Below are 22,987 nucleotides of genomic sequence, written 5' to 3' on the forward strand. Positions count from 1 at the left end.
CTGTACTCTCTTTTGTTACCCGCAGCCTGCCCGGAAGCTGACTCATACCTGCAACCAAAAGGTCACGGGACCATCGTTTACCAGCGAGACCTGCATATCCGCAGCGAATCTCCCGGTCTGAGTATTCATCTCTTGCTGACGGCAGCGCTCAACAAAGTATTCATACAGCGCTTCCGCTCTGTCCGGCGCCGCGCCTTTGGAAAAACTCGGGCGCATGCCGCGCTCGGTATCGGCCGCCAGCGTAAATTGCGAAACCACCAGCACGCTGCCGCCCGCCTGCTGGACATTAAGATTCATTTTGCCTTCGGCGTCGCTGAAAATGCGATAGCCGAGCACCCGTTCACACAGACGATTGGCCTTCTGTTCGTCATCGTCTTTCTCGACGCCCAGCAGCACCAGCAATCCCGGACCGATTTCACCCGTCACTTCACCCTCCACGGTAACGCTTGCACGGGATACGCGTTGAATTAATGCAATCATGGTTGTTCTGTTTCTTCTTTTTTGAGTTTGCGGTATTCACCGAGAGTGACAGTTATTTCAGCGCCAAGCAAGACGATACACCAGGTCCAGTAAACCCAGACAAATAAAATGGGCACTACCGCTATCACGCCATAAATCAACTGGTATGACGGAAACATGGTGATATATAGAGCAAAAGCCTTTTTACCGGCTTCAAAAAGCAGTGCCGCCACCAGCGAACCGATTACCGCATCGCGATTGCGCACCTGGGTGGTGGGCACGATGCTATAAAGCATCCAGAACGCCGCCCACGATAAGATTAGCGGGAATATACGGAGTACATCGTCAATGACGCTATTGAGATCGCTGGCCCAGCGTAGTGAGAGAAGATAGGAACTGATTGCCAGACTGGCGCCGGCCAACAGCGGACCAAGAGTCAGGATCATCCAGTAGACCGCAAATGAATAGATTTTTGGCCGCGTCCGACTGCTGCGCCAGATGGTGTTCAACGCGCTATCAATCGAGTACATCAGCAGTAATGAGGTGACGATTAACCCGAAGGCACCGACGGCTGTCATCCTACTGGAGTTCGCCACAAACTGTTCGATATACCCCTGAATGACATCGCCGGTCGCCGGAATGAAGTTGGCAAAGATAAAATGGCGGATCTGCACGCTGACGTCGGAGAACATCGGGAAGGCGGCAAACAGGGCAAAAACCACGGCGATCAGCGGCACCAGCGCAAGTAAAGACACGTAGGCCAGATTCCCCGCCAACGTCGTCATGTTGTCTTCTTCAATTCGCCGCCACAGCAGCTTAAGCCAGGCCACCAGCGGCCTGGTATGGTATTTGGTTTTTTGATGAACGCTTTTTAGCATAGCTGCTTCGCAAAGTAATTGGGGATGGTCTCCTTACCCGTGACCAGAATACTGGTGATCCCCAACTGATTAGCCCCAGCTATATTATCGGCGTTATCGTCAAAAAAGACCGCTTCTTGCGGCGAAAATCCTTCTGCCTGCAGCACGCTTTGATAGATACGCGTTTCGGGTTTGCGCATCCCCATCTCTTGTGAGAGGTACACATGATCGGCGGCAGCACGCACTTGCGGATATTCACTTGGCCAGAAAGTGGTATGTAATCGGTTGGTGTTCGAGAGCACTACCACGCGATGCCCCTGGTCGCGAAGTTTTTGCATGATGTCGGTAACTTCTGGACGCAAGGCGACAAAAACGGCCTGCCAGCCGTGGGCGAACTGTTCATAGCTCAGCGGCATGTTCATTTCGTGGCACATCGCGGCGGCAAACTCTTCGTCGCTGATCTCCCCGCGTTCATGCTGGTGGAAGGCATCGCCCATGACAAAGTCTTGCTTTAGCGTCGCCAGCGGGATGCGGGTCAAATCGCTCCACGTTCCGAGCACCCGGTTGAAGTCAATGTCGACAATCACATTACCTAAATCAAAGATATAGAGCATTTTTGTCTCCTTCCGCGCCGTTGAAGATTAACTGTAGCGGGAAAGAAGAGGTTTGACTATGAACAAACCGGAAACGATTCAAGACATCTCAGGCGCAAAAACGACCAAAGCCGCATATCTGCGGCTTTGGTGAAATGGCAGATCCCTTAAAATCAGACCAATGCGGTTTCCAACATATTCTTTCTGCGGTTGATGCGTTTAACCAGCATCACCGAAACGAACGCGCCGGCGCAAGCGAAGCAGGCCATGATGCCAAAGACTATCTTGTACCCCACCAGACCCGGATTGAGATCGAGAATGTAGCCGTACAGGCTGTAGCAAAACATCGCCGGTGCATAGCCAATGAAGCTCCCCAGCGCCATCGCCGCGCCCGTCTGGTTTTCAGCGATTTTCGCTTCCCCAATCGGGGCAAAAAACACGGCTCGTTGCGTAAAAACAATTGCGCCGAACCCGAGAGTACACACCATGCCCAGATAGACCGGCATACTTTCGTGCGGTAACAGAATTAACGCGACTAAAGCCATCGTACTGATACAGAAGGTATAAAAGAGATATTTACTTGGCGATTTGAGGATCTTATCGGCAATTAAACCGCCAATTGGACCACCGATCATTTTTAAACAGTACTGGTTAATAATGCCGTAGGCGCCAACCAGGGCTACCGGCAGCATGTAGATGTTCTTCAGGAACGGGATAAAGAAGGTGAGTCCACAGTAAACGGCGTAAACAAAGAACACATTGAAGGCAATCAGCCAGATAGTTTTGTCTTTCAGCACCGAAGAGATGCTGGTTTGTTGCTTTGTGGCGCCTTCATCAGCGGCGGGCGTCGGCTCATCCTTTTGCTTAAGCATGAAAAACAGCAAGATGCCTACAACAATGACAATAATGGCATAGAACCAAATGCCGGCTTTAAAACCCAGTAAGCCACTGCCAAACCAGGTGAAAATAGCTAATGCGGAAAATGCGATAACGGTATCGACAATTCCGCGCCCCGTTTCGAAGAAGCCAAATAAGCGCCCCTGCTGTTCGCTATTTCCTAACCGACTCACCGATTTTAACAATACCGGCCAGTTCATCATGTCGCAGGTGACGCCAAATAATGCCCAGACAAATAGAATGCCCCAATAGCCAGGCATCGTTGTCAGATAGATACCTAATAATCCCGTCGCTATCAGTGAAAATGACATGGTGTAGCGACGCGGAAGTTTATCGGCAAAGTAAATTGACAAGAAAAAACCGATGGTTGTCACTACTGAGTTTACCGACATGGCATTACCAATCTGACCGTTGGTCAAATGAAAATAATCCTGCATCGGTATATAAAATGCGTCTTTTAATGAAGGCAGTTTATAAATGGTACCACCACAAAGCGTTAACAGGCTAAATATAGCCCATTTCTTTCTTGTGAGCATAAGATCCCCTGATGACTTAACATCATTTTATTTAAGGACATGGAACATTTCGCCATTCTAAAAAATAGCGATCATAAATACCAAATGTAATTAAAAGTTAGCGTGCAAGAACTTTCAGTGCATCATTTTTTATATCGCGTAAAGTGTCCATGACAAAATTTAACTGGGCGATCGCATCCTGTTTTTCTTTATCCAGCCGGGCTTCGAGTTGCGTTGTATCAGGCAGAGGCGTTTCGCTCATTTGTCGCCATGGGATCCACGGGTTATCGCCTTCAGTCGCAAAGCGGAAAGGTGGCGCGTAATAATCAACTTCTTCTTCCAGTCCGTACGCCATCACCTGTGGTTGCTCCTGGCCAAGACAAATTAACTCAGTCAGCAGCGCCTTAAACGGCATATCACCCAGACCTGAGTTACAGGCCCGGTGCCCAAGCCCGCCGTTTTCCGCAATGATACAGGCATCTTTAATGTGTACCTGAGTGACATAGGGTGACATCACTGCCAACGCCTCAAGCGGTCGCTCATTAGCATTGATCATATTGGCAAAATCAAACAGCAGCGATAGCGACGGCATCTCGCTTTGTTTAACCAGATTGACCAACTCGGCGCTTTTTAAATCTTCATGTTGTTCAATGGTAAAAGTAAGTCCAGATTGGCTATATGTCTCTTTAATATATTGAATATCAGCCGTAATTCTTGCTAAAACTTCTTGTAAAGGCCCTTCGTAACGAGGATAAAAACGAACGGAGGTTGCCCCGGTCTTTAATGCGATAGCGACGGCTTGATCGATGGTCTCTTTATCGGAGGCGCTGGTTTCTATATGGATATCCAACCGTAACGCTTTTGCCTGCTCGCCAAAAGCGGCCAATTGCATATTATCCATACAGCTAAGAGAGTAACGCTCGCCATCGAGGACATGAATTTTCACACCGTTTAAATGATGGCTATTCGCAATTTTCAGTAAATCAGCCGGTAAAATTCTCTCCAGCCGCATATTCAGGTGATATGCATAAGCATGAAGATAAAGAGGAATATTATCAATGCGAGAAAGGATCTTCTCAGCGTTATCTTTAGTGAGCATAAAATACCTACAAGTTAATAAAGAGATCCACAGCCTCAAATCGCCAATACTCGAGATCTATTTGCACGATATTACCTGCACTATCGGCACGATGTTTTTCTATCAGAATAGCGGGCATACCAGCAGAGCCGCCAATGAATTTACTTACATCGCCGGGCATTCTTACTGGCCTGAAGGCTAATTTTTTAATAACAACATTTTTATGATAATTCTTCTCCCAAACGGAAGAAAAAGATTGGTTCTTTAGCCTGGTAATAAACTCTGGCGCAACATTCGGGTTGATAAACGTTTCATGATAAAAAACTTTATGTCCTTCTAATGCCCCCCAGCCGGTTATCAGATATAAATCATGCGCAGGACAGGTGGCCACAAGAGCTTCTGCGACGTCGGGATACTCCGTCGTCCGTACCTTTTCGATAAAACCCCACGACGGTTCTCTGCCCTGTTCAATCGCTGCCCGCTGAAAGCTGGCGGAAAGCTCCGGGCTATAGTTAAAACGCGGCTGGGCGACAAACCAGCCTTTACGGTCTTTACGAAATATTCTTGATTCCGCCTCCAGGCTGAGCAGCGCCTGGCGCAGGGTCATACGCTTGATACCGAGCAACTCGCCCAGCTCGCGCTCGGACGGCAATTTTCCACCCGATACCGTCAGCCCCTGTTTTAACCACAGGTCCAGTTTCTCTTTCGCATTTTCCACAGTGGATAGGTTATTCGTCATTGTTTAATCCATTTGGTTTAAACCAGATAACTCATCTTACTCTTGAGCAAAAAAAGAAAGCAATTGCTGTCGCAAGCTTTAAGAATAATTGTGACCGAGCTCTCTCCCGGAGCGACACTGGCGCCACCCAGGTGATAAGCATGAGGAACAGGCATAAAAAAACCCCGCCGGAGAGGCGAGGTTTGAAGGGTAGCAAGAAGAGTAATTACTCTTCTTTTGCACCGCGCATAGCGCGTTTACGGTCGTTCTCGGTCAGGTGACGTTTACGGATACGGATAGACGTCGGAGTAACTTCTACCAGTTCGTCGTCATCGATGAACTCCAGAGCTTGCTCCAGGGTCATCTTAACCGGCGGAACCAGAACCGTTGCTTCGTCAGTACCGGACGCACGCATGTTAGTCAGTTTCTTACCGGTCAGGCAGTTTACCGTCAGGTCATTAGAACGGCTGTGAATACCGATAATTTGACCTTCGTAAACTTCAGCGCCGTGGCCGAGGAACAGCTTACCGCGATCCTGCAGGCCGAACAGTGCGAACGCAACCGCTTTACCCTGACCGTTAGAGATCAGTACGCCGTTGTTACGCTGGCCCACTTCGCCCGGACGAACATCGTCGTAGTGGCTGAAGGTGGAGTACAGCAGACCGGTACCGGAAGTCATGGTCATGAACTCTGAACGGAAGCCGATCAGACCACGGCTTGGGATCACGTAGTCGAGACGTACGCGGCCTTTGCCGTCTGGATTCATGTTTTTCAGGTCGCCTTTACGCTCACCCAGCGCCTGCATGACAGAACCCTGGTGCTGCTCTTCGACGTCCAGCGTCACGTTCTCGAACGGCTCTTGTTTACGGCCATCGATTTCGCGGAAGATAACTTTCGGACGGGAAACCGCCATCTCGAAACCTTCACGACGCATGTTTTCAATCAGAACGGACAGGTGCAGTTCACCACGACCAGAAACGCGGAACGCATCGGCGTCTTCGGTTTCTTCAACGCGCAGCGCAACGTTGTGCACCAGCTCTTTGTTCAGACGGTCCAGGATCTGGCGAGAGGTAACGAACTTACCTTCTTTACCGCAGAACGGAGAGGTGTTGACGTTGAAGAACATAGATACGGTCGGCTCATCAACAGACAGCGCCGGCAGCGCTTCGACGTTTTGCGGGTCGCAGATGGTGTCGGAGATGTTCAGCTCGCCCAGACCGGTGATCGCGATGATGTCGCCGGCTTCGGCTACGTCGCTCTCGATACGCTCGAGACCCAGGTGAGTCAGTACTTTACCAACTTTACCGTTGCGGGTTTTCCCTTCGCTATCGATGATAGTGATCTGCTGGTTCGGCTTCACTTTACCGCGCTTGATGCGACCAATGCCGATTACGCCAACGTAGTTGTTGTAGTCGAGCTGGGAGATTTGCATCTGCAGCGGACCGTCAAGGTCAACGTCCGGCGCCGGTACACGGTCAACAATCGCCTGGTACAGCGGGGTCATGTCGTCAGCCATGTCTTCGTGGTCCAGACCCGCGATACCGTTCAGCGCGGAAGCGTAAACGATCGGGAAGTCCAGCTGTTCGTCGGTCGCGTCGAGGTTAACGAACAGGTCGAATACCTGGTCGACAACCCAATCCGGACGCGCGCCCGGACGGTCAACTTTGTTGATGACCACGATCGGCTTCAGACCGTGAGCAAACGCTTTTTTGGTAACAAAGCGCGTCTGCGGCATCGGGCCATCAAAGGCATCAACCACCAGCAGCACAGAGTCAACCATGGACATAACACGCTCAACTTCACCTCCGAAGTCGGCGTGCCCTGGGGTATCAACGATGTTGATACGGTAATCATTCCATTTGATTGCAGTGTTTTTAGCGAGGATGGTAATCCCACGCTCTTTCTCCAAATCGTTGGAGTCCATCACACGTTCTTGTGCTTCAGTACGTGCGTCGAACGTACCGGATTGCTGTAGCAGCTTATCAACCAGGGTAGTTTTACCATGGTCGACGTGCGCGATGATGGCGATATTACGCAGATTTTCGATCACAACTTTGCCTCAGGCATTAGAAATAGCGCGTTATTGTACACGTATTAAGCGAAGGACTGAACAGGATCACAAAGATCCTCCGCAAACAAGTATTGCAGAGTTTGTTTGTGATCGCTTTCACGGAGCGATAAAAGGGCACCGTAATAAAAATTGCACCAAAATGGTGCTCAATGTTCACATCGAGGCACTATTTTGGTGCATTATCTCCATCATGGTGCAGTCCTTTTGCACTATGGTGCGCATGATACAGCGTTTTACCGTACTTTTAAAAGTTGGCACAGATTTCGCTTTATATTTTTTAAGGCAACAACGCCACTTTTAAGTAGTAAGAAGTTCGTTACCACGACGACAATGACCAATCCGGGAGAGTTTAAGTATGTCCGCTGAACACGTTTTGACGATGCTGAACGAGCACGAAGTGAAGTTTGTCGATCTGCGCTTCACCGATACCAAAGGTAAAGAACAGCACGTCACGATTCCTTCCCATCAGGTAAATGCCGAATTCTTTGAAGAAGGCAAAATGTTTGATGGCTCCTCGATTGGCGGTTGGAAAGGTATTAACGAATCCGACATGGTCCTGATGCCGGATGCCACCACGGCGCTGATCGACCCGTTCTACGAAGAACCTACGCTGATCATCCGCTGCGATATCCTGGAACCCGGCACCCTGCAGGGCTACGACCGCGACCCGCGCTCTATCGCCAAGCGCGCTGAAGAATACCTGCGCGCCACCGGCATCGCCGACACCGTTCTGTTCGGGCCAGAACCAGAATTCTTCCTGTTCGACGACATCCGCTTTGGCGCATCCATCTCTGGTTCCCACGTGGCCATTGACGATATCGAAGGCGCATGGAACTCTTCTACCAAATACGAAGGCGGCAACAAAGGCCACCGTCCGGGCGTGAAAGGTGGTTACTTCCCGGTTCCGCCGGTAGACTCCTCTCAGGACATCCGTTCTACCATGTGTATGATCATGGAAGAGATGGGCCTGGTTGTTGAAGCTCACCACCACGAAGTGGCAACTGCAGGTCAGAACGAAATCGCCACCCGCTTCAACACCATGACCAAAAAAGCGGACGAAATTCAGATCTACAAATACGTTGTACACAACGTCGCTCACCGTTTCGGTAAAACCGCGACCTTCATGCCAAAACCAATGTTTGGCGATAACGGTTCCGGCATGCACTGCCACATGTCCCTGTCCAAGAACGGCGTAAACCTGTTCTCCGGCGACAAATACGCGGGCCTGTCTGAGCAAGCGCTGCACTACATCGGCGGTGTTATTAAGCACGCTAAAGCGATCAACGCCCTGGCGAACCCGACCACCAACTCCTACAAGCGTCTGGTCCCGGGTTACGAAGCGCCGGTCATGCTGGCTTACTCCGCCCGTAACCGCTCTGCTTCCATCCGTATTCCAGTGGTCGCCTCTCCGAAAGCGCGTCGTATCGAAGTGCGCTTCCCGGACCCGGCAGCCAACCCGTACCTGTGCTTTGCCGCGCTGCTGATGGCCGGCCTCGACGGTATTAAAAACAAAATCCATCCTGGCGATGCGATGGACAAAAACCTGTACGATCTGCCGCCGGAAGAAGCGAAAGAAATCCCGCAGGTTGCAGGTTCTCTGGAAGAAGCCCTGCAGGCTCTGGATGCAGACCGCGAGTTCCTGACCGCAGGCGGCGTCTTCACTGACGAAGCTATCGATGCTTACATCGCCCTGCGCATTGAAGAAAACGACCGCGTACGTATGACTCCGCACCCGGTTGAGTTCGAACTGTACTACAGCGTCTGATTTTGCTGTAAATCCATGGTGTTCCCGTGTTGTGGCACGGGATACCAGGGATGTTTTGTTGCCGTGGAAACTTTCAGCCCATCTCAGGATGGGCTTTTTTCACCAGCAACACGCTGATCTCTCGCGCTTTTTACCAATAAAAAGCTATACTGCACTAAAATAGTGCAACCATTTCAGGAGACTGTCAGATGGCAACAGGCACACAGCCCGATGCTGGGCAGATCCTCAACTCGCTGATCCACAGTATCTTATTAGTCGATGACGACCTCGCGGTGCATTATGCCAACCCGGCAGCCCAGCAGTTACTGGCGCAAAGCTCGCGTAAATTATTCGGTACGCCGCTGCCAGAATTGCTGAGCTACTTTTCGTTAAACATTGGCCTGATGCAGGAGAGCCTGCAGGCGGGTCAGGGCTTCACGGATAACGAAGTGACGCTGGTGATTGACGGCCGCTCGCACATTCTCTCCCTCACCGCTCAGCGCCTGCCTGAAGGCTATATCCTGCTTGAGATGTCGCCGATGGATAATCAGCGTCGTTTGAGCCAGGAACAGCTGCAGCATGCTCAGCAGGTGGCGGCGCGCGATTTAGTGCGCGGTCTGGCGCATGAGATTAAAAACCCGCTCGGCGGCCTGCGCGGCGCGGCGCAGCTATTGAGTAAAGCGCTACCGGATCCCGCGCTGATGGAATATACCCAGGTGATTATTGAACAGGCCGACAGGTTACGTAACCTGGTCGATCGCCTGCTGGGGCCGCAGCATCCCGGTATGCACATCACGGAAAGCATTCATAAAGTCGCGGAGCGCGTGGTGGCACTGGTCTCCATGGAGCTGCCGGATAACGTCAAATTGATCCGCGATTACGACCCGAGCCTGCCTGAGCTGGCCCACGACCCGGAACAAATCGAGCAAGTGCTGCTGAATATCGTGCGCAACGCGCTGCAGGCCCTGGGGCCCGAGGGCGGCGAAATCATCCTGCGCACCCGAACCGCCTTTCAGCTCACGCTCCACGGCGTACGTTACCGTCTGGCGGCGCGTATCGACGTGGAAGATAACGGGCCCGGTATCCCGCCCCATCTGCAGGATACGCTGTTTTACCCCATGGTCAGCGGCCGCGAAGGCGGTACCGGTCTTGGGCTTTCCATCGCCCGCAGTCTTATCGATCAGCACTCCGGCAAAATTGAATTTACCAGTTGGCCAGGCCATACCGAGTTCTCGGTATACCTGCCTATTCGGAAATAGAGGTGTTTATGCAACGAGGGATAGCCTGGGTAGTCGATGACGATAGCTCCATCCGTTGGGTGCTTGAACGCGCACTCACCGGAGCGGGTTTAAGCTGCACCACGTTTGAGAGCGGCAATGAGGTGCTTGATGCCCTCACTACCAAAACGCCGGACGTTTTACTTTCCGACATTCGCATGCCTGGGATGGACGGCCTGGCGCTGTTAAAGCAGATTAAACAACGCCATCCGATGCTTCCGGTCATCATTATGACCGCGCACTCGGATCTCGATGCCGCCGTTAGCGCCTATCAGCAGGGGGCCTTTGATTACCTGCCGAAACCTTTTGATATTGATGAGGCTGTCGCGCTGGTTGACCGTGCGATTAGCCATTATCAGGAGCAGCAGCAGCCGCGTAATACGCCGGTCAGCAGCCCGACGGCCGATATTATTGGCGAAGCGCCGGCGATGCAGGATGTGTTTCGCATCATTGGCCGACTGTCACGCTCCTCAATCAGCGTACTGATCAACGGCGAATCAGGTACCGGTAAAGAGCTGGTCGCCCACGCGCTGCATCGCCACAGTCCACGCGCCAAATCGCCGTTTATCGCCCTTAACATGGCGGCCATTCCGAAAGATTTGATTGAATCGGAGCTGTTCGGCCATGAAAAAGGAGCTTTTACCGGCGCCAATACCGTCCGTCAGGGGCGTTTTGAGCAGGCCGATGGCGGTACGCTGTTCCTTGATGAAATTGGCGATATGCCGCTGGATGTTCAGACGCGACTGCTGCGCGTGCTGGCTGACGGTCAATTTTATCGCGTTGGCGGTTATGCGCCGGTGAAAGTCGATGTGCGGATTATTGCCGCTACCCACCAGAACCTTGAGCTACGCGTGCAGGAAGGAAAATTCCGTGAAGATTTGTTCCATCGCCTGAACGTGATTCGCGTACATTTGCCGCCGCTGCGCGAACGCCGGGAAGATATTCCGCGCCTGGCGCGCCACTTCCTGCAGATTGCCGCCCGCGAACTGGGCGTCGAAGCCAAGCAGCTGCATCCGGAAACGGAAGCGGCGCTGACGCGGTTGGCCTGGCCCGGTAACGTACGACAGCTGGAGAACACCTGTCGCTGGCTAACGGTGATGGCAGCAGGCCAGGAGGTATTGACCCAGGATCTGCCGTCTGAGCTGTTCGAAACGTCGATTCCCGATAGCCCAACGCAGATCCAACCGGATAGCTGGGCGACGCTGCTGGGGCAATGGGCTGACCGTGCCCTGCGTTCCGGTCATCAAAACCTGCTATCAGAAGCGCAGCCGGAGATGGAGCGTGCATTGCTCACCACCGCGCTGCGTCATACGCAAGGGCATAAGCAGGAAGCCGCTCGCCTGCTGGGCTGGGGGCGAAATACGTTAACACGGAAGCTAAAAGAGCTGGGAATGGAATAACACCGGTCTTAGCGGCGAAATGAACGCCCGGTGAGCTGGCTCACCGGGATTCGCTTAAATAACGCGAGAGAACTGCTGCAGGCGCGCTTTCTGCCGCAGATAGGCATCGAAGCACATACAGATGTTACGAATCAACAGACGGCCTTTTGCCGTGACCTGTATTCCTTTTTCATCCACATCCACCAGCCCGTCTTTCGCCAGCGGCGCCAGCAATTTCATATCTTCGGCAAAGTAATCGTTGAAGATAAGATCCCACTGCGCTTCAACCGCCGCGAACTCAAGACGGAAGTTGCAAATCAGGGCCTTAATGACATCCCGGCGGATACAATCATCGCGGGTTAACGCAATACCCCGCCACAGCGCGGTACCGCTTTCATCGACCTGTTGGTAATACTGTTTCAGCTCTTTCTGGTTCTGCGCGTAGCAGTCGCCAATCATACTGATCGCCGACACGCCCATTCCGAGCAGATCGGTATCGCCCTGGGTGGTGTATCCCTGGAAGTTGCGGTGCAGCACGCCTTCGCGCTGGGCAATCGCCAGTTCATCGTCCGGCCGGGCAAAGTGGTCCATGCCGATAAACTGATAGCCAGCGTCGGTAAGCGAAGCGATGGTTTCCTGCAGGATATCCAGTTTCTGCTCTGCGCTCGGTAAATCCGCGTCTTTAATTTTGCGCTGCGCAGCGAATAACGTTGGCAGATGCGCGTAGTTAAAGACGCTCAGACGGTCCGGGTTGAGTTCAGCCACTTTCTGCAGCGTGAAGGCAAAGCTTTCCGGCGTTTGCTTCGGCAGACCGTAAATCAAATCGATGTTGGTCGATGTGAAGCCAATCTCACGCGCATGACGCAGCAGCGCAAAGATGAATTCTTCATCTTGTTCACGGTTCACCAGGCGCTGTACTTCTTTATTGAAATCCTGCACCCCCATGCTCAGACGGTTGAACCCTGCGGATCGTAAATGATCCAGTACATCCAGTTCGATTTCACGCGGATCGACCTCAATTGAGATTTCCGCATCGGCGTTGAAGTTAAAGTGGTCGCGCAGCAGATTCATCAAGCGGCTGATTTGCGCTTTGTTGAGATAGGTTGGCGTACCGCCGCCCCAGTGCAGCTGGCTAACCTGACGGCCGGCAAAAAGCGGCGCGCGGTGAATAATTTCCTGCTCAAGGACATCAAGATACTGATCGGCCTTATGCTGCTGACGGGTGACAATCTTATTACAGCCGCAGAAATAGCAGAGCTTATGGCAGAACGGGATATGGACGTACAGCGACAGCGGGCGCTGCGGGTAGCGGGCGACGGCGGCGGCAAAATCAGCAGCGCCGAACGCCGGAGAAAACTCCAGCGCGGTGGGATACGAGGTATATCGCGGCCCGGAATAGTTATATTTCTGGATAAGGGCCAGATCCCAGTCGATTAACTGCTCAGACATGCTCACTCCTTCCGATGATGCCGCCGACGGGTACGTCGTGCCGGCCCAACCGCACCTCGGGTCATGAGCCGGTTGCGCAGCCATTTTTGACGCCGCGACAACCGTCTTAGTTTAACGAATAACCACAGCAGATAACATATAACCAGAAGGGTTATAAGCAGGACCGGGAATCCGATGGGATGCAAACGTTAGTTTCCACCCTTCAGCAGACGCATCATATCTTCCTGACGCTCTTCTTCTTCCTCGTCCTCGTCGTCATCATAGGAGAGGCCAAGCTGCTGCATCAGCGCGTCAATACGATCCAGTTTGGCATCGACCCAGGCCTGCTCTTCAGCATTCAGGGTACCGCCCTCTTCCAGACGTTCCAGCAGCGCGTCCAGGCGCTCATCATTCTCCAGCAAATCCAGCTCAGCCTGCGGTGAAAGCATAGGTTTCTCGCTCTTCGGTTTGTGCTGCTTAACGGCCGGGGTGCTTTCAGTCACGCCCAGCGGGATCGGTTTTTTGCTGCCAATACGTGGGTCCTGCTGCTGGCTGCGACCTTTGCTTGCTGAAGCAGCATCGCCGCCGCTGGCGCGGCTGCCTGCGGCATGGCCGCGGTGTTTTTTCTGACGTTTACGGTCGCGTGCTTCCTGGTTCAACTCTTCACGCGACTTACCACGTGCTTTACCGCGCGATGCGGATGCCGGTTTTTTCATGATGTGTGATCTTCAGACAGTTTTCTTCAGTATAGAATTGAGGCGGAATCTAGCAGAAAGCAAGCAAAGAAAAAAGGCGACAGATTAATCTGTCGCCTTTTTCCGCACTCACAACCCTTAACGGGTTTCCACTTTCCATGTCAGCTATCGACTTACCCTGTCTTTCCCTTAGCTTCCAACGGTCCTTGTTCTATCCCTTTCCCTTTTAAAACGTCTCCAGACGTTTGTCATCCTGACAATCCTGGTCTTCGCCTCCTGGCGCTCCTGACCCCTCGTCCTGAGTCGTAATCCTCTGGCTTCCTCGCCTTTGCCCACTACTTTACCGTTTTGCCGGAAATCGACAACCACCTGTAGGATGAAAAGATAGCTTAAGGATGTGGAGTTTCCTGTAACAGCATGATTTAACGGTGATCTATGAATTTGACGTCAGGTTTTTCTCACAAATTTCGTATAGTCCTTATGGGCAATGTCTCACAAAGCGTATGGTTTTTACTTACAGTAACGGCGTGCGGTAAAAACAGCCTTTTTCTGCCTTTCAGGTATAATCCCCGCCATAGCCTGATTTTACGGAGACGACAGTCTTGACCAACTGGAATTATCAACAGACGCATTTTGTTACGAGCGCGCCTGATATCCGCCATCTTCCATCCGATACCGGAATCGAAGTGGCATTCGCTGGCCGCTCAAATGCGGGCAAATCCAGCGCCCTTAATACGCTGACTAACCAGAAAAGCCTGGCGCGTACGTCAAAAACGCCGGGTCGTACCCAGCTTATCAACCTGTTTGAGGTTGCGGAAGGTAAACGCCTGGTCGACTTGCCGGGTTATGGCTACGCGCAGGTGCCGGAAGAGATGAAAATCAAATGGCAGAAAGCGCTGGGTGAGTATCTTGAAAAACGTCTGTGCCTGAAAGGCCTGGTGGTATTGATGGATATTCGTCATCCGCTGAAAGATCTCGATCAGCAGATGATCGAGTGGGCGGTAGAAAGCGATATTCAGGTGCTGGTGCTGCTAACCAAAGCCGATAAGCTCGCCAGCGGCGCGCGTAAAGCGCAGGTCAATATGGTGCGTGAAGCGGTACTGGCCTTCAATGGCGATATCCAGGTTGAACCTTTCTCTTCGCTGAAAAAATCTGGCGTGGATAAGTTGCGTCAGAAGCTGGATAGCTGGTTTAACGAAATCCCGCCGCAAGAAGCCACCGAAGACGCAGAGTAACCCCCGCTTTTTCCGGATAATGGCGCCCAGCGCCCTATCCGGACGTTCATTTTGCGCTGTTGTCAGCACGTAAAACTTTTCTTTCGCGCAATAAAAAACGCCCCGGTCATAAATGACCGGGGCGGCTAAAATATTCAGCCAAATCCGATTACGTGAAGTAAAAGGTCTGAAAGATAGAACATCTTACCTCTGTACCCTACGCGAATAACTTTACTCTTCTTTCGGTTATGGATAAAGCACTTTTTGTAGTTTTTTTTCACTATTTACATAACAAATTCAAATGACCATCACAAAAATCTATAAGTTATGTTGCTTACTTACAAAAAAGAGCCTTACAGATTGCCCACTTAGTGCGCTTGATCCCAGTTTTCGCCGCTACCGACTTCCACTAATAACGGCACGGCCAGGGTGGTACTGTTTTCCATTAACTCATGCACCTTCTTCGATACGCTGTCCAGATCGTCTTTGTGCACTTCAAACACCAGTTCATCGTGCACCTGCATGATCATCCGCACGCGCGGTTTTTCGCTCAGCAGCCAGTCATCAACGGCAATCATCGCCCGCTTAATAATATCCGCCGCCGTTCCCTGCATCGGAGCGTTGATAGCCGCTCGTTCCGCGCCCGCGCGGCGGGCGCCATTGCTGGATTTGATATCCGGCAGGTACAGACGGCGCCCTTCCAGCGTTTCGACATAGCCCTGCTCTTTCGCCTGCGCGCGGGTACGTTCCATATAGTCCAGTACGCCCGGATAGCGCTCGAAATAGAGGTCCATATACTTCTGCGCTTCTTTACGCGGAATATTCAGCTGACGCGCCAGCCCAAATGCGCTCATGCCGTAAATCAGGCCGAAGTTAATCGCCTTCGCGCTACGGCGCTGTTCATTACTGACGCTTTCCAGCGGTAGGCCAAACACCTCTGCCGCGGTGGCGCGGTGAATATCCTTACCTTCCGCAAAAGCCTTCAGCAGCCCTTCATCGCGCGACAGGTGCGCCATGATGCGCAGCTCAATCTGCGAATAGTCGGCAGACACAATCAGGTAATCCTCAGGCGCAATAAACGCCTGACGAATGCGGCGACCTTCGTCATTACGCACCGGAATGTTCTGCAGGTTAGGATCGGTCGAAGAGAGCCGCCCGGTCGCCGTTACCGCCTGATGATACGAGGTATGAACACGGCCGGTTTTTGGGTTAATCATCAGCGGCAGCTTATCGGTATAAGTCGATTTCAGCTTCGCCAGCCCGCGATACTCGAGGATCACCTTCGGCAGCGGATAATCCAGCGCCAGTTCCTCCAGCACCTCTTCAGAAGTCGACGGCGCGCCGCCTGGCGTTTTCTTCAGCGGCTTGATGCCCTGCTTTTCAAACAGGATGGTTTGTAACTGTTTGGTAGAAGAGAGGTTGAACTCCTCACCGGCAATCTCATGGGCGCGTTGTTCCAGCTCAACCAGACGCTTCGCGATCTCCTGCGAATGCGCATGTAGCACCGCCGGATCGATCTTCACGCCGTTGCGCTCAACCCGCGACAGCACCGGCACCAGCGGCATCTCGATATTTTTAAAGATATTCAGCGGGCCTTCATGCTGCTGCAGCTGCGGCCACATCTTCAGATGCAGTTGCAGCGTCACGTCAGCATCCTCCGCGGCGTAACGACCGGCCTCTTCCAGGGCGATCTGATTGAAGGTAAGCTGATTTTTTCCCTTACCGGCAATCTCTTCAAAGGTGATGGTTTTGTGTTTCAACCAGCGATCGGACAGGCTATCCATATCATGTCGACCCGCGACGCTGTCGAGGGTGTAGGATTCCAGCATGGTGTCGAAAGCAATACCACGCAGTTCAATGTCGTAGTTGGCCAGGATGCCGCGATCGTACTTCAGGTTTTGCCCTACTTTTAGCACCTTGTCATCTTCCAGCAGCGGCTTGAGCAGCTCCAGCACGCGTTCACGTGGGATCTGATCCGGCGCGTCGAGATAATCATGGGCCACCGGCACATAAGCCGCGACTCCAGGCTCAATCGCGAATGACAGACCAACCATATTGGCGGAAATGTTATCGAGGCTATCCGTTTCGGTATCAAAAGCGAATAGCGGCGCTTTCTTCAGTTTGGCAATCCATTCAACCAGCGTCGCTTCATCCAGGATCGTCACATAGTGCTCGGCAGAGAGCGTCGCGGCGACCTCTTCTTCCACAATCACCGCAGCTTCAGCTGGTTTCGCCGCTGGTTTAGCGCCTTTCCCCTGTAGCCATTTGCCGGATTCGACATCGGTGATCCAACGTTTGAATTCATATTGCTTAAACAACGCCAGCAGCTCATCTGCCGCTGGCTGCGCAACTAACAGCTCTTCGCAGCCGAGATCCAGCTCCACATCGGTTTTTATTGTGGCGAGTTGATAAGAGAGGTAGGCCACCTCTTTGTTCTGCTCCAGCTTCGCCGCCATTGTTTTCGCGCCGCGGAAGGTCAGCCCGGCGATTTTTTCTGGTTCCGCATAGAGCGCATCCAGACCGCCCAATCCCTGCAGTAGCGCCTGCGCCGTTTTTTCCCCAACGCCCGGGACGCCAGGTATGTTATCTGAGGAGTCGCCCATCAGCGCCAGGAAATCAATAATCAGTTCCGGCGGTACGCCGTACTTATTCACGACCTCTTCCGGGCCGAGAATAGTGTTGGTCATGGTGTTGATTAAGGTAATGCCCGGCGTCACCAGCTGAGCCATATCTTTATCGCCGGTGCTGATCAGTACCGGACGGCCCACTTTTTCCGCTTCGCGAGCCAGCGTGCCGATAACGTCATCCGCTTCAACGCCAGGCACCGCCATCAGCGGCAGCCCCATCGCCTTCACCATCTTGTGCAGAGGTTCGATCTGCGCGCGTAGATCGTCCGGCATCGGCGGACGATGTGATTTGTAGTGCTCAAACAATTCGTCACGGAAGGTTTTCCCTTTGGCATCAAATACCACGACGGCATGCGTCGGCTGATACTGCAGGATCAGGCTACGCAGCATATTCAGCACGCCGTACATTGCGCCGGTAGGCTCCCCTGCGCTATTGGTTAGCGGCGGGAAGGCGTGGTAAGCCCGGTATAGATAAGAGGAGCCGTCGACGAGGATGAGAGGGTTTTCTGGGATCTGAACCATAATTTCCGTGCCTGTTTATCAGATTATGGGTAAAGGATGCCACAGACGGGCATGAAATCCTGAATTTTTCCCGCATTTAGCCGAAAAGATTCATCGCAGAGGTGAATCGCTGCACAATATTATCTGTGGATAACTTTGTGCATAGTTTTATCGCCTCAGCCAAAAAAGCCTAAACCATGTAACAAAGAATCTTATAAATCATTATATATCAATGCATTAATCATGCACCCAAGACTATATATGCTTCATGATGACTCAATGTTCCATGTGGATATAAGATTCGCGTTTTTTTCTGTTCTGGTAAGACCCGTTATTTGCCGCGTTTTCTGGTAAAATCAGCCCCTTGCGCGGTTTAAGAACGTTCTTTGCCGGCCTAACTTTCTGAATAAACTAACTATGTCGAGATTACTCGCTGCGATAACACTCCCGCTGAGTATCGCCCTTACCATCTTAGTCACCATTATCTGTTCCGTGCCGATTATCATCGCCGGGCTGATTAAACTGCTGGTACCTATCCCGGCGGTTTGGCGTTCTATTTCTGTTTTTTGCAATTTCATGATGTATTGCTGGTGCGAAGGACTGGCGCTGCTGCTGCATCTCAACCCATGGTTGAAATGGGATGTTCAGGGGCTGGAAGGGCTGAATAAAAAGAACTGGTATCTGCTTATCAGCAATCATCACAGCTGGGCGGATATCGTGGTACTTTGCGTCCTGTTTCGCAAACATATCCCAATGAACAAGTATTTCCTCAAGCAGCAGTTGGCCTGGGTACCATTTATCGGCCTGGCCTGCTGGGCGCTTGATATGCCTTTTATGCGCCGTTATTCGCGCGGCTACTTACTTCGCCACCCGGAACGCCGCGGTAAAGACGTCGAAACGACTCGCCGCTCATGTGAAAAATTCCGTTCTCATCCGACTACCATCGTCAATTTCGTCGAAGGCTCAAGGTTTACCGTAGAAAAGAAGCGCGAGACGCGCTCGCCTTACCACAACCTGCTGCCGCCTAAAGCTGCGGGCATAGCAATGGCGTTAAACGTCCTCGGCGCACAGTTCGATAAGCTACTGAACGTTACGCTGTGCTATCCGGACAATAATACCAGGCCGTTTTACGATATGTTAAGCGGTCGCCTGACGCGTATCGTGGTACGTATTAATCTGGTGCCGATTGGCGAGGAATTACACGGTGATTACGTCAATGATAAAAACTTTAAGCGTGGTTTCCAGCGCTGGCTGAATGGGCTTTGGGAAGAAAAAGATCGTCAGCTCACTGACATTATGCAGGGTAACGAAAAGTCGTAACTATTTAGTCGATAAAAAAAGCCGGTCAGTGACCGGCATTTTTTTTATTTCTTTTCAACCAGTTGTTTCACAGTATCTGCGTACTGAGAAACAAACGCGTCCATGTTGCTGGTATCCATACCCTGCGGGTTCAGCTGGTATTTACCATTAACAAACATCGCCGGAACGCCCTGCAGCTGTAAATCGGCTGCGGCTTTCTCTTGCTGTGCGACCAGAGACTTCACCACAAAGCTGTTCCATGCCGCGTCGTAATCTTCACCTTTAACGCCCGCATCAACGAAGACTTTACGGATGTCGGCAGTGGACTGAACGGTTTGAGTTTTCTGTACCGCTTCAAACATCGGCGCGGTAATTTTATCTTCAACGCCCAGCGCGATCGCCACAGCCCATGCCTGGGTCAGGTCTTTACCCAACGGGCCCAGGAATTCAACGTGATACTTGGTCATTTTGGTGCCTTCCGGCAGTTTCTGACGTACGTTGTCGGAAACGTGCAGCACTTCTTCAAACTGATAGCAGTGCGGGCAGTAGAATGAGAAGAACTCAAGGACCTGAGGTTCGCCTGCAACCGGCTTATCAAGGGTGGTGTACTGCTTGCCGTCGGTGATCTGGGCAGCGGATGCACTGAAAGCCAGAATCATACCAGCCAGCGCCAGCCAAATTTTTTTCATGATTATTTCTCTCCTGATATATCACATTAATACATTGGCGTTAACTGAAGAGGGGGTTCCTGCAGAACCTTCACCTGCTCAAGAAATGTTGCAGTCTGCCCGCGCCAATAATCTTCCCCGGTTAACCATGGGAAATTTATAGGGAAAGCAGGATCGTCCCAACGCCTGAGCAGCCACGCCAGATAATAAACTAAACGCATGGCGCGTAAAGGTTCGATGAGAGCGATTTCGTCCGTGTTGAAGGGACTGAATTCTTCATAGGCCTCAATGATGGTCTCCAGCTGCATGCGCTGTTCGGCTTTATCGCCATTCAGCAGCATCCAGAGATCCTGTACTGCCGGGCCGGTGCGGGCATCATCTAAATCAACAAACAGCGGCCCATCGCGCCACAGGATATTGCCGGCGTGGCAGTCGCCATGCAGACGAAGCGTATCCGCACGCCCGTGCCACTGCGACCTGACGGCATCGATGAGTTTATCAGCCGCACCCAGGAAATCAGCCTTCAGGCCAGATGGAATAAGCGTCGCCTGTTCAAATACCTGGCGTGGTTCCAACAGATATTCTTGTACGCCAATTTCCGGACGCGCATTAAAACGCTGCTTACGACCGGTCTGGTGCAGGCGGCCAAGATAGCGCCCGACCCATTCTATTTGGTCAAGATTATCTGCTTCGAACTGGCGGCCGCCGAGGCTTGGGAAGACGGCAAAGAAGAATCCCTGATGTTGATGTAGCGTGCTGTCGTTAAATAAGAGCGGCGCGGCAACGGGCACTTCATCCTCTACGAGCTGAAGCGCAAACTGGTGTTCTTCGAGGATCTGTTCTGCAGACCAGCGTTCAGGACGATAGAACTTCACCACGTAGCGGCGGCGATCTTCGTCCTGAAACTGGTAAACACGGTTCTCATAGCTATTAAGCGGAGTCAGACCGGAGTCGACCCGCATTCCCAGATCGAATAATCCATCAATGATGGTATCCGGGTGAAGCGTCTGAAAAGTAAAAGCCTTATCGTGCATCCTGACATCCGATAATCGTACGAATGCTTCAGGATATCATCTCGTAGCCGGTTTCGCGGCAGCACTTACAACCTTTTACTCTTTAATAACACCGCGCGCGCGTAGTAGTGCGGTTTTGAAATCCTCTTCATAATCTTTCTGTATACCCGGGATGACGGCCTCTTTCGATGAATCACGCATCTTCAGGTGATAAATCAGAATATCATCAGAAAGATCGGCCAGTTCACCTTTGTAACCTGCTTCAGCCGCCAGTTTCTGCAAGAATTGCATCAGGTTCAGTTCAGGTTCTTTTTGCCAGGCAGGCTGGAGAAGCTCAATTACTTCATTCAGGCGTTTACATTTCATAGTCATGCTCCTTACTCTTGATAGGGACAAGTTAACAGGGTCAATCCCACAATGAAAGAGGCGATATTAATATGCAAAGCGAGGCAATAACCGGCGTCGTGCTGGCGGGTGGAAGAGCTACGCGCATGGGCGGTGTTGATAAGGGATTGCAGCTGCTGAATGGTCGTCCTCTCTGGCGTCACGTTGCGGATACATTAGAGCCGCAGGTAGCAAGGTTAGTGATTAGCGCTAACCGTCATCTTGAGCGCTGGCATGCCAGCGGATATCCGGTATATCGCGATACGCAGAATGATTACCCAGGTCCACTGGCCGGAATGCTTGCCGTTATGCAGCAGGTAGATAGCCCCTGGTTTGTTTTTTGCCCCTGCGACACGCCGTTCATCCCCTCTTTTCTGGTCGAGCGTTTTTTACAACAGAAAGCCTCGTCATCGGTGGTTTGGGCACACGATGGCGAGCGCGATCATCCCGCCGTTGCATTAGTTCATCGTCAAATCATCCCGGAACTGGAGACTTATCTTGCTCATGGAGAACGCCGGGTGATGGTCTTTATGCGCCAGGTGGGTGGGCGCCCGGTGAATTTCAGCGATGTGAAATCAGCATTCATCAATGTGAATACGTTGGATGAGTTGCAGCAAATGCAGGAGCCATCATGATCCCCTTACTGGCGATCGCCGCATGGAGCGGTACCGGGAAAACAACATTATTAAAGCGTCTTATTCCTGAACTCTGCGCCAAAGGGTTACGCCCGGGGCTGATTAAACACACTCATCACGATATGGATGTCGATAAGCCGGGCAAGGATAGTTATGAGTTGCGTAAAGCTGGCGCTTCACAAACCATTGTCGCCAGTAAGCAGCGCTGGGCGCTGATGACAGAAACCCCAGATGAGGCTGAATTAGACCTTCAATGGCTGGTAAGTAGAATGGATTCGAACAAGTTGGATTTTGTTTTGGTGGAGGGCTTTAAGCATGAACCTGTGCCGAAGATCCTTCTTTTCCGGCAAAACAGCGGACATCGTGTAGAAGAGTTGGTGGTTGATGAACATACGATCGCCGTGGCCAGCGATGTGCCCATCGCGACGTCACTTCCGCTGTTGGATTTAAATAATATCCCACAGATCGCGACGTTTATTGCGAGTTGGTTAGAAAAGCAATCGTAGTTTAGAGATAGGATGTTTTCCCGGAGGCGGTGTAGCCCGGGGAAGGAGCGGTAAGCGCAGCGCCACCGGGGGAGCTATACGCCACACAGCAAAAAACCCCGCACCTTCCGGTACGGGGTTCTTCTTATTTGATGCCTGGCAGTTTATGGCGGGCGTCCTGCCCGCCACCCTCCGGGCCGTTGCTGCGCAACGTTCAAATCCGCTCCCGGCGGATTTGTCCTACTCCGGAGAGCGCTCACCGACAAACAACAGATAAAACGAAAGGCCCAGTCTTCCGACTGAGCCTTTCGTTTTATTTGATGCCTGGCAGTTCCCTACTCTCACATGGGGAGACCCCACACTACCATCGGCGCTACGGCGTTTCACTTCTGAGTTCGGCATGGGGTCAGGTGGGACCACCGCGCTATCGCCGCCAGGCAAATTCTGTTT

General features: G+C 52.1%; 21 protein-coding genes and 1 rRNA gene. 7 read left to right on the forward strand and 15 right to left on the reverse strand.

Going from position 1 to position 22,987, the window contains the following annotated elements; translation table 11 throughout:
* Nucleotides 1–42 precede the first annotated feature (42 nt).
* The 7 genes from dtd to typA all read right to left on the reverse strand — a co-directional run bounded on the left by dtd (nucleotide 43) and on the right by typA (nucleotide 7,167).
* Nucleotides 43–480: a D-aminoacyl-tRNA deacylase gene (dtd, locus tag ABLV66_RS24595; protein ID WP_015368967.1), complete on the reverse strand. Its 438-nt coding sequence runs from the start codon at nucleotides 478–480 to the stop codon at nucleotides 43–45.
* The gene (locus ABLV66_RS24600; protein ID WP_015368968.1) at nucleotides 477–1,337 is read right to left on the reverse strand and encodes a virulence factor BrkB family protein; all 861 of its coding nucleotides are present in this window, start codon (nucleotides 1,335–1,337) and stop codon (nucleotides 477–479) included. The genes dtd and ABLV66_RS24600 overlap by 4 nt, the downstream gene beginning before the upstream one ends.
* Nucleotides 1,331–1,930: a glucose-1-phosphatase gene (gene yihX, locus ABLV66_RS24605; RefSeq protein ID WP_032715399.1), complete on the reverse strand. Its 600-nt coding sequence runs from the start codon at nucleotides 1,928–1,930 to the stop codon at nucleotides 1,331–1,333. The genes ABLV66_RS24600 and yihX overlap by 7 nt, the downstream gene beginning before the upstream one ends.
* A gap of 152 nt (nucleotides 1,931–2,082) precedes the next feature.
* Complete coding sequence (locus ABLV66_RS24610; protein ID WP_045395264.1) at nucleotides 2,083–3,342, reverse strand: MFS transporter; 1,260 nt, start codon at nucleotides 3,340–3,342, stop codon at nucleotides 2,083–2,085.
* A gap of 97 nt (nucleotides 3,343–3,439) precedes the next feature.
* The gene (locus ABLV66_RS24615) at nucleotides 3,440–4,420 is read right to left on the reverse strand and encodes a sugar phosphate isomerase/epimerase family protein (RefSeq protein WP_348876286.1); all 981 of its coding nucleotides are present in this window, start codon (nucleotides 4,418–4,420) and stop codon (nucleotides 3,440–3,442) included.
* 7 nt (nucleotides 4,421–4,427) lie between these two features.
* The gene (locus ABLV66_RS24620) at nucleotides 4,428–5,138 is read right to left on the reverse strand and encodes a GntR family transcriptional regulator (protein ID WP_063414124.1); all 711 of its coding nucleotides are present in this window, start codon (nucleotides 5,136–5,138) and stop codon (nucleotides 4,428–4,430) included.
* A gap of 205 nt (nucleotides 5,139–5,343) precedes the next feature.
* On the reverse strand, nucleotides 5,344–7,167 hold the full coding sequence (gene typA, locus ABLV66_RS24625) for a ribosome-dependent GTPase TypA (RefSeq protein ID WP_045378776.1): 1,824 nt from the start codon (nucleotides 7,165–7,167) through the stop codon (nucleotides 5,344–5,346).
* Between the two features lie 376 nt (nucleotides 7,168–7,543).
* On the opposite strand from typA, the gene glnA reads away from it, so the two are divergent.
* From glnA to glnG, 3 genes are all read left to right on the forward strand, one after another.
* Nucleotides 7,544–8,953, forward strand: a complete 1,410-nt coding sequence (glnA, locus tag ABLV66_RS24630) for a glutamate--ammonia ligase (protein ID WP_015368971.1) — start codon at nucleotides 7,544–7,546, stop codon at nucleotides 8,951–8,953.
* Nucleotides 8,954–9,141: 188 nt separating this feature from the next.
* Nucleotides 9,142–10,191, forward strand: coding sequence for a nitrogen regulation protein NR(II) (glnL, locus tag ABLV66_RS24635; RefSeq protein WP_015368972.1), 1,050 nt, complete (start codon nucleotides 9,142–9,144; stop codon nucleotides 10,189–10,191).
* Between the two features lie 8 nt (nucleotides 10,192–10,199).
* Nucleotides 10,200–11,609: a nitrogen regulation protein NR(I) gene (gene glnG, locus ABLV66_RS24640; protein WP_015368973.1), complete on the forward strand. Its 1,410-nt coding sequence runs from the start codon at nucleotides 10,200–10,202 to the stop codon at nucleotides 11,607–11,609.
* 54 nt (nucleotides 11,610–11,663) lie between these two features.
* Here glnG and hemN read toward each other — a convergent pair whose 3' ends face one another.
* Nucleotides 11,664–13,037, reverse strand: coding sequence for an oxygen-independent coproporphyrinogen III oxidase (hemN, locus tag ABLV66_RS24645; RefSeq protein WP_049061662.1), 1,374 nt, complete (start codon nucleotides 13,035–13,037; stop codon nucleotides 11,664–11,666).
* 188 nt (nucleotides 13,038–13,225) lie between these two features.
* Nucleotides 13,226–13,732: a Der GTPase-activating protein YihI gene (gene yihI, locus ABLV66_RS24650; RefSeq protein WP_045395254.1), complete on the reverse strand. Its 507-nt coding sequence runs from the start codon at nucleotides 13,730–13,732 to the stop codon at nucleotides 13,226–13,228.
* Nucleotides 13,733–14,313: 581 nt separating this feature from the next.
* Between yihI and yihA the strand changes: the two genes are divergently transcribed.
* Entirely contained in the window at nucleotides 14,314–14,946 is a 633-nt protein-coding gene (gene yihA, locus ABLV66_RS24655; protein ID WP_315712063.1) for a ribosome biogenesis GTP-binding protein YihA/YsxC, read from the forward strand.
* 134 nt (nucleotides 14,947–15,080) lie between these two features.
* Here the strand turns inward: yihA and spfP are convergent, their stop codons facing one another.
* The gene (spfP, locus tag ABLV66_RS24660; protein ID WP_071892919.1) at nucleotides 15,081–15,128 is read right to left on the reverse strand and encodes a small protein SpfP; all 48 of its coding nucleotides are present in this window, start codon (nucleotides 15,126–15,128) and stop codon (nucleotides 15,081–15,083) included.
* Nucleotides 15,129–15,293: 165 nt separating this feature from the next.
* Nucleotides 15,294–18,074: a DNA polymerase I gene (gene polA, locus ABLV66_RS24665; protein ID WP_045395250.1), complete on the reverse strand. Its 2,781-nt coding sequence runs from the start codon at nucleotides 18,072–18,074 to the stop codon at nucleotides 15,294–15,296.
* Between the two features lie 396 nt (nucleotides 18,075–18,470).
* Between polA and yihG the strand changes: the two genes are divergently transcribed.
* The gene (gene yihG / locus ABLV66_RS24670; RefSeq protein ID WP_348876287.1) at nucleotides 18,471–19,373 is read left to right on the forward strand and encodes a 1-acylglycerol-3-phosphate O-acyltransferase, YihG family; all 903 of its coding nucleotides are present in this window, start codon (nucleotides 18,471–18,473) and stop codon (nucleotides 19,371–19,373) included.
* Between the two features lie 44 nt (nucleotides 19,374–19,417).
* Here yihG and dsbA read toward each other — a convergent pair whose 3' ends face one another.
* The 3 genes from dsbA to ABLV66_RS24685 all read right to left on the reverse strand — a co-directional run bounded on the left by dsbA (nucleotide 19,418) and on the right by ABLV66_RS24685 (nucleotide 21,399).
* Nucleotides 19,418–20,041: a thiol:disulfide interchange protein DsbA gene (dsbA, locus tag ABLV66_RS24675; protein WP_045395245.1), complete on the reverse strand. Its 624-nt coding sequence runs from the start codon at nucleotides 20,039–20,041 to the stop codon at nucleotides 19,418–19,420.
* A gap of 26 nt (nucleotides 20,042–20,067) precedes the next feature.
* On the reverse strand, nucleotides 20,068–21,054 hold the full coding sequence (locus ABLV66_RS24680; protein WP_045395243.1) for a serine/threonine protein kinase: 987 nt from the start codon (nucleotides 21,052–21,054) through the stop codon (nucleotides 20,068–20,070).
* A gap of 75 nt (nucleotides 21,055–21,129) precedes the next feature.
* Nucleotides 21,130–21,399, reverse strand: coding sequence for a YihD family protein (locus ABLV66_RS24685; RefSeq protein ID WP_015368982.1), 270 nt, complete (start codon nucleotides 21,397–21,399; stop codon nucleotides 21,130–21,132).
* Between the two features lie 71 nt (nucleotides 21,400–21,470).
* Here ABLV66_RS24685 and mobA point away from each other — a divergent pair, with 71 nt between their 5' ends.
* Both mobA and mobB read left to right on the forward strand, forming a co-directional pair.
* Entirely contained in the window at nucleotides 21,471–22,052 is a 582-nt protein-coding gene (mobA, locus tag ABLV66_RS24690; RefSeq protein ID WP_348876289.1) for a molybdenum cofactor guanylyltransferase MobA, read from the forward strand.
* Nucleotides 22,049–22,558, forward strand: a complete 510-nt coding sequence (gene mobB / locus ABLV66_RS24695) for a molybdopterin-guanine dinucleotide biosynthesis protein MobB (RefSeq protein ID WP_348876290.1) — start codon at nucleotides 22,049–22,051, stop codon at nucleotides 22,556–22,558. Before mobA ends, mobB begins: the two co-directional genes overlap by 4 nt.
* A 301-nt stretch (nucleotides 22,559–22,859) precedes the next feature.
* Here mobB and rrf read toward each other — a convergent pair.
* A 5S ribosomal RNA gene (rrf, locus tag ABLV66_RS24700) occupies nucleotides 22,860–22,975 on the reverse strand.
* Nucleotides 22,976–22,987: the final 12 nt, after the last annotated feature.

This window comes from Klebsiella sp. CN_Kp073 (assembly GCF_040065495.2).
GTDB lineage: Bacteria > Pseudomonadota > Gammaproteobacteria > Enterobacterales > Enterobacteriaceae > Klebsiella > Klebsiella aerogenes.